The 14,642-nt window shown below is 65.8% G+C and carries 13 protein-coding genes and 1 tRNA gene; 9 read left to right on the top strand and 5 right to left on the bottom strand.

Annotated elements, in window-relative coordinates; translation table 11 throughout:
• Positions 1 to 20 precede the first annotated feature (20 nt).
• Entirely contained in the window at positions 21 to 1,262 is a 1,242-nt protein-coding gene (locus ABTV68_RS00200; RefSeq protein ID WP_433675602.1) for a ferrochelatase, read from the top strand.
• Between the two features lie 42 nt (positions 1,263 to 1,304).
• On the opposite strand, the gene ABTV68_RS00195 is transcribed toward ABTV68_RS00200, so the two are convergent.
• The 3 genes from ABTV68_RS00195 to ABTV68_RS00185 form a co-directional block, all read right to left on the bottom strand.
• Positions 1,305 to 1,907 carry a TetR/AcrR family transcriptional regulator gene (locus ABTV68_RS00195; protein WP_433675601.1) on the bottom strand — a complete coding sequence of 201 codons (603 nt, stop codon included), beginning with the start codon at positions 1,905 to 1,907 and terminating at the stop codon, positions 1,305 to 1,307.
• A gap of 4 nt (positions 1,908 to 1,911) precedes the next feature.
• The gene (locus tag ABTV68_RS00190) at positions 1,912 to 2,451 is read right to left on the bottom strand and encodes a hypothetical protein (RefSeq protein WP_433675600.1); all 540 of its coding nucleotides are present in this window, start codon (positions 2,449 to 2,451) and stop codon (positions 1,912 to 1,914) included.
• A 994-nt stretch (positions 2,452 to 3,445) separates the two neighbouring features.
• On the bottom strand, positions 3,446 to 3,811 hold the full coding sequence (locus tag ABTV68_RS00185) for a VOC family protein (RefSeq protein WP_433675599.1): 366 nt from the start codon (positions 3,809 to 3,811) through the stop codon (positions 3,446 to 3,448).
• A gap of 268 nt (positions 3,812 to 4,079) precedes the next feature.
• On the opposite strand from ABTV68_RS00185, the gene ABTV68_RS00180 reads away from it, so the two are divergent.
• The gene (locus tag ABTV68_RS00180) at positions 4,080 to 4,892 is read left to right on the top strand and encodes a lipopolysaccharide kinase InaA family protein (RefSeq protein WP_433675598.1); all 813 of its coding nucleotides are present in this window, start codon (positions 4,080 to 4,082) and stop codon (positions 4,890 to 4,892) included.
• Positions 4,893 to 5,402: 510 nt separating this feature from the next.
• Positions 5,403 to 5,984 carry a hypothetical protein gene (locus ABTV68_RS00175; RefSeq protein ID WP_433675597.1) on the top strand — a complete coding sequence of 194 codons (582 nt, stop codon included), beginning with the start codon at positions 5,403 to 5,405 and terminating at the stop codon, positions 5,982 to 5,984.
• Between the two features lie 123 nt (positions 5,985 to 6,107).
• Here the strand turns inward: ABTV68_RS00175 and ABTV68_RS00170 are convergent, their stop codons facing one another.
• Positions 6,108 to 6,962: a hypothetical protein gene (locus ABTV68_RS00170; protein WP_433675596.1), complete on the bottom strand. Its 855-nt coding sequence runs from the start codon at positions 6,960 to 6,962 to the stop codon at positions 6,108 to 6,110.
• Positions 6,963 to 7,122: 160 nt separating this feature from the next.
• Positions 7,123 to 7,206, bottom strand: a tRNA-Leu gene (locus ABTV68_RS00165).
• 152 nt (positions 7,207 to 7,358) lie between these two features.
• On the opposite strand from ABTV68_RS00165, the gene ABTV68_RS00160 reads away from it, so the two are divergent.
• Genes ABTV68_RS00160 through ABTV68_RS00135 form a run of 6 tightly spaced genes read left to right on the top strand, consistent with a single transcriptional unit; the run spans position 7,359 to position 14,559 of the window.
• On the top strand, positions 7,359 to 8,093 hold the full coding sequence (locus ABTV68_RS00160) for an FhaA domain-containing protein (RefSeq protein ID WP_433675595.1): 735 nt from the start codon (positions 7,359 to 7,361) through the stop codon (positions 8,091 to 8,093).
• Positions 8,093 to 8,656, top strand: coding sequence for an FHA domain-containing protein FhaB/FipA (locus ABTV68_RS00155; RefSeq protein ID WP_433675594.1), 564 nt, complete (start codon positions 8,093 to 8,095; stop codon positions 8,654 to 8,656). The genes ABTV68_RS00160 and ABTV68_RS00155 overlap by 1 nt, the downstream gene beginning before the upstream one ends.
• 5 nt (positions 8,657 to 8,661) lie before the next feature.
• Complete coding sequence (locus ABTV68_RS00150) at positions 8,662 to 9,897, top strand: Stp1/IreP family PP2C-type Ser/Thr phosphatase (RefSeq protein WP_433675593.1); 1,236 nt, start codon at positions 8,662 to 8,664, stop codon at positions 9,895 to 9,897.
• On the top strand, positions 9,897 to 11,312 hold the full coding sequence (locus ABTV68_RS00145; RefSeq protein WP_433675592.1) for an FtsW/RodA/SpoVE family cell cycle protein: 1,416 nt from the start codon (positions 9,897 to 9,899) through the stop codon (positions 11,310 to 11,312). Before ABTV68_RS00150 ends, ABTV68_RS00145 begins: the two co-directional genes overlap by 1 nt.
• Positions 11,309 to 12,763, top strand: coding sequence for a peptidoglycan D,D-transpeptidase FtsI family protein (locus ABTV68_RS00140; RefSeq protein ID WP_433675591.1), 1,455 nt, complete (start codon positions 11,309 to 11,311; stop codon positions 12,761 to 12,763). The genes ABTV68_RS00145 and ABTV68_RS00140 overlap by 4 nt, the downstream gene beginning before the upstream one ends.
• The gene (locus ABTV68_RS00135) at positions 12,760 to 14,559 is read left to right on the top strand and encodes a serine/threonine protein kinase (protein ID WP_433675589.1); all 1,800 of its coding nucleotides are present in this window, start codon (positions 12,760 to 12,762) and stop codon (positions 14,557 to 14,559) included. The genes ABTV68_RS00140 and ABTV68_RS00135 overlap by 4 nt, the downstream gene beginning before the upstream one ends.
• Positions 14,560 to 14,642: the final 83 nt, after the last annotated feature.

The following is a 14,642-nucleotide window of genomic DNA, read 5'->3' as shown; positions in this document are numbered from 1 at the left end:
AACTTCATCGGAGGAAAGCCATGAGCGAAGATCACGAGCCATCCGTCGCCGATCCGGGCGCCGCGGTGCGACGCGAACGCAAGCCCGAGCCGGCCACGGGCGTGCACTGCGATCCCGGGGCTCGGGTGCCCAGTGCGACGTCCGCGACCGCCGACGGCCCAGAGCACACGACCGAACCGTTCGCCTACGACGGCATCCTGCTGTCGGGCTTCGGCGGTCCGGAGGGCCAGGAGGACGTGCTGCCCTTCCTCCGGAATGTGACGCGGGGTCGCGGCATCCCCGACGAGCGCCTGGAAGAGGTCGCGCACCACTACCGCCACTTCAACGGCGTGAGCCCGATCAACGATCAGAATCGGCGACTGCTCGCCGCGTTGACCAGCGCGCTGCAGGAGGCGGGAGTGAACATCCCCGTCTACTGGGGCAACCGGAACTGGTCGCCGTACCTGGACGAGGCACTGCAGGAAGCGGCCGCCAACGGGGCTCGTAACCTCCTGGCGATTCCCACGAGTGCGTACTCGTCGTACTCGTCGTGCCGTCAGTACCGCGAGGACTGGGCCGACGCGCTCGAAGCGTCCGGACTCCAGAAGGAGCTGCGGATCGACAAGGTCCGCCAGTTCTTCTCGCACCCCGGTTTCATCGCCCCCTTCGTCGAAGGTCTCGAGGCCGCCGTGGGCGAGGCCGTCTCGGCCGGGAACGATCGAGGGTCCATCGAGGTGCTGTTCGCCACGCACAGCATCCCGACGCTGGACGCGGAACTCTCCGGAGCATCGCTGTTCGGGGACGCCTACGGCGGTGGATATGCGGCCCAGCATCTCGCGGCCGCGCGGGAGATCATCGCCCGCGTTGATCCGGATCTCGCCTGGCAACTGGTCTACCAGTCCCGGTCTGGCCCTCCGTCGCAGCCGTGGCTCGAGCCCGACATCAACGACGCGATTGAGGCTCTGACGGATCGCACCGCGGTCATCATCGTCCCGCTCGGTTTCGTCAGCGACCACATGGAGGTCATGTGGGACCTTGATGAGGAGGCGACGGAGACTGCGGAGAACCGGGGCCTGTGGGTGACGCGCACCCCCACGCCGGGCGTGCATCCGGCGTTCGTCGGTGCTCTCGTCGATCTGGTTCAGGAGCGTCTCGAGGGACGCCCCGTGGAGCAGCGCAAGAACACCACGTCGATCGGACCCTGGTTCGATGTGTGTCGTCCGGGGTGCTGCGAGAACCGGCGACTCGGATTCAAGCCGGCCATTGCGGGGCTGGCGCCCTGACGTTTGTCCCTGAGGGGCCGACCACTTTGTGTGGTCGGCCCCTCAGTCGCGATCTGCCGCGTCTGGCCCGAGAGAGCGGAGGTGCCGCTCCAGAATCCGCAGGGCGAACCCTTCCGCATCCGCGCGCGACTCCCAGAGCAGGTGAATCGCGAGGCCGTCGAGCAGAGCGTGCAACCGGTCCGCTTCATCCTCGGGATCGACTGTCGAGACGGCTACCTCAGTACGCACGAGCTCGGCGATCGCCGCGGCGCAGACCCCCCGCACCTCGCGGTTGAGCTCGCTCGCACTGTCCCGCAGCGAGACATCGGTGAGCGCCAGTGTTCCCAGCTGGAGTTGGGCGATGAGTTCACCCCGTCGGACCTGGTCCAGGGGCAGGAACTCGCGAAGCAGCGCGAGGACGAACGGGAGCCCTTCCCCCTCCAGGGCGCCGATTCGGTCCGCCACCGCCTGGCGGATCGCGTCGAAGCAGAACTTCCGCAGATTCTCTTGGGCAGGAAACGCCCGCCGAAGCGAGGCGGCGGCAATGCCCGCTTCGGCGGCCACATTTCGCACCGAGAGTGCGCCGAGTCCCTTGTCGACCAGCACGCGCATCGCCGCTGCCGCGATGACACGATTGCGTTCGTCGTGATCGATCAGGCGAGGCATCGCGTCATCCCTTCACCGGTGCCGACTGCTTCGGCCAGATCGTGTAGCTCACCGCCCAGAGTACGTCGATTCCGAGGATGACCCCCAGCAGCGGGAAGAAGCCGCCCAGCTCTTCTGTCCGCTCGGGAGCCCCCACGATGAGGATCAGCCCACCGAGGATGGCGGCGGCGATCCCCACCGCCAGCAGGGTGCGACCGGCGTCCTTCCAGCACGCGATCGTGTAGGCCGCCCCGGTGAGCTTGGGTCGAGGAGGCGCACCCTGGAAGCGCGTGGCGAACTTCGCATCCGCCCACGCGATCATCCGATGCCCGTAAGCGATCGAGATGCCGATGTACAGCGCCGCGAGTCCGTGATGCCACGACGCCGTCCCGCCGCCGAGTAGGTCGACGGTCACGAGTGCCAGCAGCACGACGTCGACGACCGGGGCGAGGAACAACAGCACGATGCCCAGCCGGGGACGATGCGCGACATACCGCGCCAGGAGTCCCCCGAACACGGCGACCCAGAAGGCCACCTCACACGCGATGATCAACCCGAGAACCATGACTTCCCCCTCCACACACCGTTTGTGAGTACGAGTGTACCTGTTTAATTAGCACGCGTGTACTCAAAACGTTGCGCGATGTGGACTGCCCTGGCTCTGACACGCCTTCGGCTCGCTCGCTGCGCTGTTTAGGAGCACTGTCCACCACTCGTTCCGGATCGCGTTCGACGTCCCCTCACGCTGGGACGATGGTGACGGCCGTTCTGCGGTGTCAAACTGTGGACCGGATGCGGGAGGCCGATGACGCCGCCACCGCAACCGAACTGGAAGGGCCTTCGAATGAGTTCCCAACTGCCTCCCGCGGAGTGGCCGACCTTCACCGAGAAGGAGGAGAACTGCGTCGCGCCGACAGTGCGGCACCCGCGTGACGGCTCCACAGCGCGGCAAATGCTTCTGTCCGGCCCGCGCGCACGTGCTCCAGCAGGTCCGCATCCGTCTCTTCTGCTCTCATACGCCACCCATCCGATGCTCGCCCGTTATCGTGCGGTTCGCACAGAGCGACCGGCACGATAGGCGAACGGCTGCACCGTGCCACCGGAAGGGGAACACCGGACCGTGAGCGCGCCGACGCCTGCGGAGCCGTGCCGTGCGGACGTCCGCCGGCCCGCTCGTGCCCGTCGCGATCTCCTCGTCGGAGGCTCCCCGAGGCGCCGCAGGGCGCGACCGCCCCACGTTTCGGCTGTCTTTACTGTTGCTCCATATGAGTCGTTGCAGTCGGATGAACTCGAATGAAGGACCGGCGAATGCACTATGCACAAAAGTACGTGGTCCACTCCCCCTTAGCTAGGGCATCCCTTCAGAGCTCGATCGTGACGCACTTTCCCGCACATTTATCTCAGGCGCAGACGAACCATGTTGCTAGATCCACAGGACGGTGACGGAGGGCAGGATCCCTGCCACATGCGAGCAGGCCGTCTTGTTGTATCCGCACGCGAGTCCCCGCCCGTGCTGACGACCGAGCCTTCGAGACCACGTCGTCGCCATCGAGCGTGGCCTATCGCGGCGTATCAGCGATGATGAGGACGTTGCCGAAGGGGTCACGCAGTTGGATGGAGCGTGATCCCTCTTCGCCGGACAGAGGACTTTCGATGTCGGCGCGCCCACGCAGGAGCCGACTGACGTCCCCATCAAGATCGTCGCTGTAAAGCACAACAGCGGGGTGTGACGCAGAGCCCGCCCCGTCCGCCGGGAAGAGCCACACCCCGGCTTCTGCGGTCCGACCGGGGCTCACGTGCACCGAGCGGAACCCGGGAAAGATCTCACTGTCGAACACGACCTCGAAGTCCAGGAGTTCGCGGTACCAGTTGATCGCGACATCGAGGTCCGATACGGGCACAACCGCACGACCGATACGAGGCATAGAGAATCTCCTGTCACTGGCCGGGACGCGGACCATATTAGCACGCGTGTACTCAAAACGTTGCGCGATGTGGACTGCCCTGGCTCTGACACGCCTTCGGCTCGCTCGCTGCGCTGTTTAGAAGCACTGTCCACCACTCGTTCCGGATCGCGTTCGACGTCCCCTCACGCTGGGACGATGGTGACGACCGTTCTGCGGTGTCAAACTGTGGACCGGATGCGGGAGGCCGATAACGCCGCCACCGCAACCGAACTGGAAGGGCCTTCGAATGAGTTCCCAACTGCCTCCCGCGGAGTGGCCGACCTTCACCGAGAAGGAGGAGAACTGCGTCGCGCGCTCGCTCCCCCGCTCTGACGCACCCGCCGTGCGAGTCCTGTCGGTGCGGGCGGGCTACGTCCTTCTCCTCACCTACAGTGACGAATCGCGACACATCCTCAAGGTGTCGGGAGAGGGTGGTCCCCAGGAGGTTGAAGCCGAGTTCGCCGCGTTGAGGGCTCTCGGCGGCGGGTACGCGGACCGCATCAGTGGCTTCTCGTCCGAGGGAGACGTCGTGACCATCTGCCTGCATTGGGTAGATGCCGCAAGCCTCGGGACTCGATGGTCCGAGGGCCCATCGCTCGACATCGCGCACAGACGCGCAGACCTCCGACTCGTCGCCCACGAACTCGACCGAATCCACGAGGCCGGCTGGATCCACGGTGATCTCCAGCCCACACACATCCGATTCGCGGACGACGCGGCACTGTTCATCGACTTCGGCATGGCCGGGTCCCCCGGAATCTCCTATGGCGGCGGACTGATCCACTACTTCGCGCCCGAGTACGCCTCATCCGTCCTGCAGACCGGCCGCGCGACGCGCACTGCGGCGGGCGACTGGTACGCGCTGCTCGCCAGTGCCTTCGTCGCCCTCACGAGAACGGTTCCGGTTCGCTATCCCGAAGCAGCCGAGCGCACCGACCGACTCGACGCCATCGCGCAGAGCCGAATCGACCCGCACGAGTGGGACGACCCCTACGCGCGCGAACTCGCGGAAGCGCTGCTACTTCCAGCCCAGGAGCGGAAGGCTTGGGTGATGTCCTGAGTCGCAGGACCGGAGCGCGAGCAGCCGCCCCTGGGAACTCAGACGGTGGCCACCGCGTTAGTGGCATCGAGTCCGCCGCGTCGAGTACGGACTGATGAGCGAACGATTGGGTCCCGTCGGCTTGGGCGATGCGCTGATGTATCTCGACGGCACGATCAACGCGAACTTTGGGGCTCCCGGGAGCATGTCGGCGTCGACGAGGTCGAGAAAGGATCCGGTCACTCGGGGTCGTGATGATGTCAAAGGAGGCGGATCCCAGCTTCGTTAATCACTGCTACGAGGTCTGGCACGGAATCGGGCTCCTAGATGAACATGGGCCATCTGGCTCATTCGCAGAGGATCGCGGACCATCCCTGGCACTCAGAACGTCCCCTCCCATCTTGTGACGATGCGCTTTCTGAGTTCTTTTGATGAGCTTGAGCTAGTATCTGCATTTCTCACAGCGATCGCTACCTGGGCACCATTCCTGTTAGACCCCTAACGGTACGCATCCTTCGCTAATCTGCTGACATGCAACGCAGATTCGTGGGCGTGAACCTCGGCCCGACGCCGGATCCTTTCATGTCAACGCCTCGAGGTTTTCCGTGTGACCTCGAGGATGTTTTCTACACGCGCTCACCCAAGCGCTTCGTGGAAGAAGCCGCGGTCAAGACAGACCTTCTCGTCCTCGGCATGCACGGCTGGCGCTGGAGCCTGAGGAGCAAGATACCGAGGCTTGGCATTACCAGCAGGACAGCGAACATTCTGTTCTCTGATCTGAAACTCAATTGTCGGTATCTCGTTCTCACTGCTTGTCATCAACAGAACGCTTCGAGCGGCGGGTGGGACGAGGACGGTGCTCGGAACCGCGCGTTAATGTGGGCACGCATCTCCGGCGCGGAACGCATCCTCGCGAATGCAGCAGGCGCGTATATCCAGCCGAGCACTGTCGGCGCTCGACGGGTATGGGAGAACGAAGAGTGCTTGTCAAGCAACGAACGGATGCTGCGAACCTACCTGGGCCGCCGGCCGCGCTCCGTGTTCGCCGGGCTTCCTTACGTGTGGGACAGGTCGGGCCTACTCCACGACGAGGAGTTCGACGTCAAGGGGTGAGGAGGATCGCCATCCTCGCGTCGAGTCCACGGGCGATAGCGAGAGTGGGCAATTCACCGGCATCGATCCCCTGAAACTCGGGGCCGGAGCGGGCCATCCTGTGGGATGCTGCGAGCACCTCAATCATTTCTGCTCAGACAAGTCCTTCCCGCTGTAGTCGGTTGTGCCCAACGTGAGGTAGCGGATCGACAGATCCAGAAGCAGCTCAACGCACATCTGGTAGTAACTTGCCAACAGCCGCCATGACGGTCTCAGCTGAGCCGACGCGAGCTTCAGGTCACCTTCGTATGGGGTCAACATCTCAATCTCGGACAGTAGCCTCACGGTCGTCTCTGATCCATGCAAGAAGGCGGACGATGTCTTCCAAATAACAAGCGGCGAATCTGCGCCGTGTCCTGCCCCCGCCGGCACCGTTGGCGATATGTCCCGAAGTATGTCACTCCATCGCGGAATGGCCTGCAACTTCGTTTCACGAAGCTGCGACACAGTGTTCATCAGCTCGTTGAGTCGCACCACTATCTCGTCGTGCTCGTCCGTGTTGTGAGTGGCGGCGCCAGTGAGCGTGCGTGACAGCCCGAGAACATCGCCCGCATGCGTGTACTCCAAGCACAGGGAGCGGTAGACGCGGCGGAACTTGCGTTCGGGTCGTAGCAGCCAGAGTCCAAGCGCTGTGGCCTCACATGCCATGCGAATCAGGGCGTGGTGCGCAAACGGTCGAGCCACATACATGCCGTCGGCCACGGTACTCATGTCAACGAAACCGCCCAGCGCGTCATAAGCTCGCGCCCACGCGCTGCGCACCTGTGTGGAAAGGGGCACGCGCGCTGTGTGCGTGTCCTCTATCGCGAGCATCGATCCAGGCAGCGGTGCCGGCAGCGGCTCAAGCGTCTCGTACCAGCCGCGCGCGCTGATGAGTGCCTGGTGTGCGCCTGCCAGGTCTTCAGGGCCCTCAGCACCAAGTGCACCCAGATAGTTCACCGTCGCAGAATACCCTCGGGTCTCACTCGGCTGGATCGGCGAGCACTAACACGCCCGAACCCATCCACTCTTTTTGGCCGATAACCCGGGTCTAAGCCCCGTGGAACCATGACCCCGGTACAACGCAAGAACCCCCGGTCCACAGGACCGGGGGTGTCTGTGCGCGAGGGGGGAGTTGAACCCCCACGCCCTTTCGGGCACTGGCACCTGAAGCCAGCGCGTCTGCCTATTCCGCCACTCGCGCGCATCCGAATCGCTTCGGAAGCACTCCATGAGATTAGCACGGTTCGGGACGTGCTCATGACCATCGTGACCCGAATTCCCAGCCGGTCCCAGCCTCACCGTCTAGCATGGCCCAGTACGGCACGCCTGCCGTACCCCTGCCGGAGGAGAGACGTGGGACTGCTGGACAGCTTCGAGAAGGGCCTGGAACGCGCCGTCAACGGCGCCTTCGCGCGCACCTTCCGCAGCGGCATCCAGCCGGTCGAGATCGCCTCCGCGCTGCGTCGGGAACTGGACACGAACGCGGCCGTCGTGAGTCGGGATCGCATCCTCGCCCCCAACACGTTCACCGTGCTGCTGTCGCCGGCCGATGAGTCGAAGATGTCGAACTACGGCGGCACGCTCACCACGGAGCTCGAGCAGATCGTCCGCAAACACGCGAAGCAGCAGGGGTACTCGTTCGCGGGTCCGCTGTCGATCACGATCGTCGCCGACTCCGCGACTCCCACGGGCACGGTGAGCATCGAATCCGAGTCGGCACAGGCAGCTTCCGTCTCCTGGCGCGCGGTGGTCGACATCGACGGCCAGCGACACGCTCTCACCAAGGCGCGTACGGTGATCGGCCGCGGCAGCGATGCGGACATCACCATCGCCGACCCCAACACGTCGCGCAAGCACGTGGAGATCCTGTGGGACGGCACGCGCGGCATGGTGCGCGACCTCGGATCCACCAACGGCTCCAAGCTCAACGGCGTCAAGTTCTCCTCCAGCGCGCTGGAGCCCGATTCGACCATCACGATCGGCAAGACCCGCATCGTGTTCCGCGTCGTCGCGCAGCAGTCCCGCCCCGCGCGCCCCGCGGCCCGGGACGATGCCACGCGCATCTTCGACGCGAGGGAGTTCAGCTGATGACCGACCTCACACTTCTGCTGCTGCGCATCGGCTTCCTGGTGCTGCTGTGGTTCTTCGTCTTCGGCGTGGTCTATTCGCTGCGCTCCGACTTGTTCGGTGTGCGAGCGCGCAAGCTCCCCGACGGCACGGAAGGGGTCGACACTCCCCCGCGTCCGGCGCAAGCAGTCCCCGCACCGGTGACTCCGTCGAACGATCGCACCGCACCCGTCGAACCGGTGCGCACGCCGCGGCCGTCGTCATCGCCCGCGACGGAACCGGCGACGACGTCCACCGTCTCCCGCATCGTGATCACGTCCGGTCCCAAGACCGGGCTCGAGATCCCGCTGGGCAATCAGCCCCTCACCATCGGCCGGTCGCGCGAGTCCGGGCTCGTGATCCGCGACGACTACACCTCCTCCCACCACGCTCGCCTCGTTCTCTGGGGCGATCAGTGGATGATCCAAGACCTCGATTCGACCAACGGAACGTGGCATGACGGCGATCGCGTCGCCTCACCCGTCCCGATCCGCGTCGGCGCCCCCGTCAAGGTGGGCGCGACGACGTTCGAATTGAGGAAGTAAGGGCGATGGTCTTCCAGGGCTCCGCCGTCGCGATCTCCCACACCGGGAAGGTCCGATCGAACAACCAGGACTCCGGCTATGCCGGGTCCAACCTGTTCGTCGTCGCCGATGGCATGGGTGGTCACGCGGGTGGTGACGTGGCCTCCGCCCTCGCCATCAGCCGACTGCAGGCTCTCGACACGGCCCACGCCAGCACTCGTGACGCGGAGAACGACCTCCGCGACGCCATCACCGAGGCAGCCGGCGACCTCATCGACATGACGCGGCGACGCCCGGAGCTCACCGGCATGGGCACCACGGTGGACGCGATCCTCATGGTCGACGACAACGCCGTCATCGCACACATCGGCGACTCGCGCATCTACCTGTACCGCGAGGGCGTCCTCACCCAGATCACCACCGACCACACCTTCGTGCAGCGCCTCGTGGACTCCGGTCGCATCACGCCCGAAGAGGCGCGCTACCACCCGCGGCGCTCGGTCCTCATGCGCGTCCTCGGCGACCAGGACCCGCACCCCGAGATCGACACCTTCATCATGCAGACGCAGGAGGGCGATCGCTGGCTGCTGTGCTCCGACGGTCTGTCCGGTGTGGTGGACGAGATCCACATGCAGAAGGTGCTGGATCACGGTTACGCTCCGGGCCGCACTGCGGATCTTCTACTCAAGCAGGCCCTGGATGGCGGTGCCCCCGACAACGTCACCATCGTCATCGCCGATGTCGGCGGCCAGCACCCGGCGTTCGCCACCGCGGCCACCGTCGTGGGCTCCGCGGCCAATCCCATCGGCATCGAGATCCCCGCGGCGCGCACCGCACGTCCCGGCTGGCTGCACACCGCACGTCAGGCCGCCAACGAGCCGACGCACTTCGAACCCGCTGCGGAATTCCTCGAGGAACTCATCGAAGAGGACCGCCGACGCGCCAAACGCCGTCGGATCGCCTGGTTCGCCGGCCTGGTCGTCGTGCTGATCGCCATCGCGGGTGCTCTGTTCGTGGCGTACGAGTGGACGCAGACGCGCTACTACGTGGGTGCCGATGACGACTCCGTGGTCATCTACCAGGGCATACAACAGGGAATCGGCCCGATCGCGTTGTCTCACACCTACGAGGACAGCAACATCTTGCTCGCCGAACTCACCGAGTTCCAGCGCGCCAACGTCGAGAAGACGATCAGCGCGCGCTCCCTCGCCGATGCGCAGGCCATCGTGGAACGGCTGCGCAAAGACGCGGAGGGGAACTGATGTCCGACGCCCTCACCCGCGACGCTCCCGCATCCGGCGACACCGCCGTCATCAAGGCGCTGCGCAAGATCCGCATGCCGAAGAAGCAGCGCAACCGCGAGCTGGTGCTGGTGCTGTTCGCGCTGCTGATCAGCGCCGCCGCCGTCTACATCGTGCAGATGGCCACCAGCGGCACCCTCGACGTCGGATACTTCGGCCTGCTCGGCGCGACGGCGCTGCTGGTGATCGTGCTGCACGTGGTGCTGCGCTGGCGCGCGCCCAACGCCGATCCCTTCGTGGTCCCCATCGCCACACTGCTCACGGGCATCGGCATCGCAGAGATCTATCGCATCGATCTGCACTGGCTGAGCACCGGAGACATGAGTCCCGGATGGGAGCAGAACTCGATCAAGCAGATCGTGTGGCTGATCATCTCGCTGGTGGCCACGCTCGCCGTGATCCTGCTGCTGCGCAACTACCGTCTGCTCTACCGCTACACGTACCTGTTCGGCCTCGCCGGCATCCTGCTGCTCCTGCTGCCTTTCGTGCCCGGACTCGCCGCCGACGGCAACGCCCAGGTGTGGGTGTCGATCGCCGGCGTCTTCTCCTTCCAGCCCGGTGAGATCGCCAAGATCTGCCTGGCGATCTTCTTCGCCGGTTATCTGGTGCGCACGCGCGAGAGCCTCGTCTCCGTGGGGCACCGCTTCCTCGGTGTGACCTGGCCGCGAGCGCGAGAGCTCGGTCCGCTGCTGGTGCTGTGGATCATCTCGATGGGCATCATCGTCATCCAGCGCGACCTCGGTACCGGTCTGCTCATGTTCGGCATGTTCGTCGCGATGCTCTACGTGGCCACCGGCAAGACCAGCTGGGTCGTGATCGGTCTGGTGCTCGCCGGAGGCGGCGCCTTCCTCGCCTCCCGCGTGCTCCCCTACGTGGGGCACCGCTTCAACAACTGGCTGAACGCGTTCGATCAGAGCGTCATCGATCAGGAGAGCGGCAGCTTCCAGCTGGTGCAGGGGATTTTCGGACTCGGCCAGGGCGGACTCATCGGCACCGGCCTCGGTCAGGGACGCCCGTACCTCACCCCGCTCGCGCAGAGCGACTACATCATCCCGAGCCTCGGTGAAGAGCTGGGATTGGTGGGTCTGTTCGCGCTGCTGTGCCTGTACATGGTCTTCGTCAGTCGCGGCCTGCGCATCGGCCTCACCGGCCAGGACGACTTCGGCAAGCTGCTGGCGACGGGACTCGCTTTCACCCTGGCGCTGCAGGTGTTCATCATGGTGGGCGGCGTGACGCGGGTGATTCCGCTCACCGGCCTCACCACGCCGTTCCTGGCGTCGGGCGGGTCCTCGCTCGTGGCCAACTGGATCATCGTGGGTCTGCTGCTGCGGGTCTCCGATGCGGTACGCAGCCAACCCCGGGTGGTGATCGGATGACCAAGGAAGTGCGCCGACTGGCGATCCTGATCCTCGCGATGTTCCTCACCCTGTTCTGCTCGGTGACGGTGATCCAGGGTGTGCAGAGCGATTCGCTCGCGGAGAACCCGAACAACAAGCGCGCGCAGTACGACAGCTACGAAGTGCAGCGCGGGTCGATCATCGCGAGCGGCTCGGTGATCGCGTCGTCCGTTCCGACGAACGACCTCTACTCCTTCCAGCGCGTCTACACGGATGCCGCGATGTGGGCGCCGGTGACGGGCTACTACAACCCGGCGCTGGGCTCGTGGACCGGAATCGAGGCCGCGATGAACAGCGAGCTCTCCGGCCGCGGTGGATCGCAGTTCTTCGAGCGTCTCGATCAGCTCATCTCCGGTCAGGCACCCCGCGGATCCAGCGTGGCGCTCTCCCTCGACCCCGTGGTGCAGAAGGCCGCCTTCGACGCACTGGGAGACCAGCAGGGCGCCGTCGTCGCGATCGAGCCGAAGACGGGACGCATCCTCGCGATGGTCAGCTCTCCCACTTTCGACACCAACAGCCTCGCCACGCACGACACGGACGCGGCGAACGCCACCTACGACGCGCTGAACGCCGCCGATCCCGACCCGCTGGTCAACCGTGCCATCGGCGGCGACATGAATCCGCCGGGTTCCACGTTCAAACTCGTTGTCGCGGCGGCTGCGCTGGCATCGGGCAAGTACACGGCATCCTCGACCCTGCCCAACCCCGCCAGCTTCACGCTGCCGCAGACCAACCATCCGGTCATGAACGCCAGCGGCGGCACCTGCGGCCCCGGCGAAACGGTCACGATCGCCGACGCTCTGCGGCTCAGCTGCAACGTGCCGATGGCGGAGCTCGCGATCGAGCTCGGCGACGACGCTATCCGTGAGATGGCCGAAGCCTTCGGCTTCAACCGTTCGTTCGAGCTTCCGCTCGAGGCGGCCGCATCGGTGTTCCCGAAGAGCCTCGACGTTCCCCAGACCGGCATGGCCGGCTTCGGGCAGACCGACCTGCGTGCCACGCCGCTGCAGATGGCTCTCGTCGCCGCGGGAATCGCCAACGGCGGTGTGGTGATGACCCCCACGATGGTGGATGGGATCGTGGCGCCGGACCTTAGTGTGCATAATGCAACTGAGCCCCAGCAGCTGTCCCAGCCCATCACCTCGAAAGTGGCCGATGCGCTGAAGAGCATGATGGTCGCCGATGTCAGTGATGGCGTCGCGGGCGGTGCAAGAATAGACGGAGTCGACGTGGGCGGTAAGACCGGTACGGCCCAGAACGACGACGATCCCTTCACGCTCTGGTTCACGGGCTTCGCTCCGGCGGAGAACCCGGAAGTGGCCGTTGCGGTCGTCGTGGAGAACGGCGGCGGTCAGGGGCAGTCAGGATCGGGAGATGCCATCGCAGCTCCCATCGCGAAGCAGGTCATGGAGGCGGTGCTGAACAAATGAGGCCGACACAGGGCGTCACCTTCGGTGGACGGTATGAACTGGTGTCCCGCATCGCCATCGGCGGCATGGGCGAGGTCTGGGAAGCGACCGATCACGTCATCGGACGAACGGTCGCGATCAAGATCCTCAAGGACGAGTACATGGGGGACCCGGGGTTCCTCGAGCGCTTCCGCGCGGAGGCCCGTCATGCCGCTCTCGTCAACCACGAGGGCATCGCCAGTGTGTTCGACTACGGCGAGGAGAACGGCTCCGCCTTCCTCGTGATGGAACTCGTCCCGGGTGAAGCCCTCTCGTCGATCCTGGAGCGCGATGGCGCACTCAGCAGCGACAAGACCCTCGACTACGTGGCACAGACCGCTGCCGCGCTGCAGGCCGCGCACGCCGCCGGCCTCGTGCACCGCGACATCAAGCCGGGCAACTTGCTGATCACCCCCGACGGTCGCGTCAAGATCACCGACTTCGGCATCGCCCGCATCGCCGACCAGGTGCCACTGACGGCCACCGGCCAGGTGATGGGTACCGTGCAGTACCTGTCTCCGGAGCAGGCGTCGGGTCACCCGGCCTCTCCCGCCACCGACACCTACTCGCTGGGAATCGTGGCGTACGAGTGCTTGGCCGGCAAGCGTCCGTTCACCGGCGAATCGCAGGTGGCGATCGCTATGGCGCAGATCAACGACACCCCGCCGCCGCTGCCCGCTACCGTGGCGCAGCCGGTGCAGAACCTCGTGATGGCGATGATCGCCAAGAAGCCGGAGGAGCGTCCGGCTTCTTCGGCCGCTGTCGCGCGCGCCGCCACGGCTCTGCGCCGCGGCGACATGGCAGCAGCGGCTCAGGCCGTTCCCGCCATCGCCACCGGCATGGGAGCTCTGTCCGGTGCCGAGGACGACGCGACACAGCTGCTCTTCGGCGACACCGTCGCGGCGACCCGCATGCTGGACGCCACCGAGCAGCAGCCTGCCGGTACCGCCACCAAGGGCAAGCGGAGCCCCTGGACGTGGCCGCTGGTCGCGCTGATCGCCCTGCTGCTCATCGTGCTGGCGGGAACCCTCTTCGCGCTGCTGAACCCGAACAGCACCGACGCGGACAAGGCCACGACGTCGGCCCCGCCGAGCTCGGCCGCGCCGTCCAAGACGCCCACGCCCACCCCGACGCCCACGCAGAAGCTCGTGGCGCTCGGAGACCTCAGCATCCTGGACCAGCCGTGCGATGCCGCCAAGGCGACCCTGGAGCAGCACGGCCTCGTCGGCGAATGCGTCGATGGGACCACCCCCGCTCCGAATGCGTCCCTCGTGGGTGCCGTGGCCTCGATGGCCCCGGCCGGCGGGAACGTCGAAGAGGGCTCAACCGTGACGCTGACGCTGTACGCGGCTCAGTCTGAGCTTCCGGCACCCGCGGCGGCCACCTTCGCCGTCAACGGCAACGCCGTGCAGGAAGCGGAGGCGAAGTCCACGGTGGAGCTCACCTGGCCGGCATACCAGGCCTGCCCCGCCGATGAAGCTCTCGCTGCCTACACGATCACGCTGACGAACGCGTCGTTCGAAGACGATGGGTCCACCACCAAGCAGGTCGCGAGCCCCGAGCGTCTGCTCGTCGTGATCGGAGACATGGCTCCGCAGGCCGCCGTCGCCAGCTACACGGTCACGTGTGGTGAGCGCACGAGTCCGGCAGCCGAGGTGCAGGTGCTGATCACCCCCGCTGCCGAGCCCACGCCCACATCCACCCCGACTCCCACGGGCACCCCGGGCAGCGGGAATGGCAACGGCAACGGGTCGGGGAACGACGGCGGCAACCAGTAAGCTTGTCCCACACAGATATGGGGGGCGTAGTCCGTGTCGGAACCGTCACGTGTCCTGTCGGGACGATACCGCGTCGATGACGT

It is taken from the genome of Microbacterium gorillae (assembly GCF_050990725.1).
Lineage (GTDB): Bacteria > Actinomycetota > Actinomycetes > Actinomycetales > Microbacteriaceae > Microbacterium > Microbacterium gorillae_A.
The sequence above is the reverse complement of the archived record's forward strand: the minus strand, read 5'-3'. Positions and strand labels throughout refer to the sequence as shown.

Bases quoted from the DNA above. Each gene is read 5' to 3' on its own strand.
- ABTV68_RS00200 (WP_433675602.1), top strand. From the start codon at position 21: ATGAGCGAAGATCACGAGCCATCCGTCGCCGATCCGGGCGCCGCGGTG.
- ABTV68_RS00195 (WP_433675601.1), bottom strand. From the start codon at position 1,907: ATGCCTCGCCTGATCGATCACGACGAACGCAATCGTGTCATCGCGGCA.
- ABTV68_RS00190 (WP_433675600.1), bottom strand. From the start codon at position 2,451: ATGGTTCTCGGGTTGATCATCGCGTGTGAGGTGGCCTTCTGGGTCGCC.
- ABTV68_RS00185 (WP_433675599.1), bottom strand. From the start codon at position 3,811: ATGCCTCGTATCGGTCGTGCGGTTGTGCCCGTATCGGACCTCGATGTC.
- ABTV68_RS00180 (WP_433675598.1), top strand. From the start codon at position 4,080: ATGAGTTCCCAACTGCCTCCCGCGGAGTGGCCGACCTTCACCGAGAAG.
- ABTV68_RS00175 (WP_433675597.1), top strand. From the start codon at position 5,403: ATGCAACGCAGATTCGTGGGCGTGAACCTCGGCCCGACGCCGGATCCT.
- ABTV68_RS00155 (WP_433675594.1), top strand. From the start codon at position 8,093: ATGACCGACCTCACACTTCTGCTGCTGCGCATCGGCTTCCTGGTGCTG.
- ABTV68_RS00150 (WP_433675593.1), top strand. From the start codon at position 8,662: ATGGTCTTCCAGGGCTCCGCCGTCGCGATCTCCCACACCGGGAAGGTC.
- ABTV68_RS00145 (WP_433675592.1), top strand. From the start codon at position 9,897: ATGTCCGACGCCCTCACCCGCGACGCTCCCGCATCCGGCGACACCGCC.
- ABTV68_RS00140 (WP_433675591.1), top strand. From the start codon at position 11,309: ATGACCAAGGAAGTGCGCCGACTGGCGATCCTGATCCTCGCGATGTTC.
- ABTV68_RS00135 (WP_433675589.1), top strand. From the start codon at position 12,760: ATGAGGCCGACACAGGGCGTCACCTTCGGTGGACGGTATGAACTGGTG.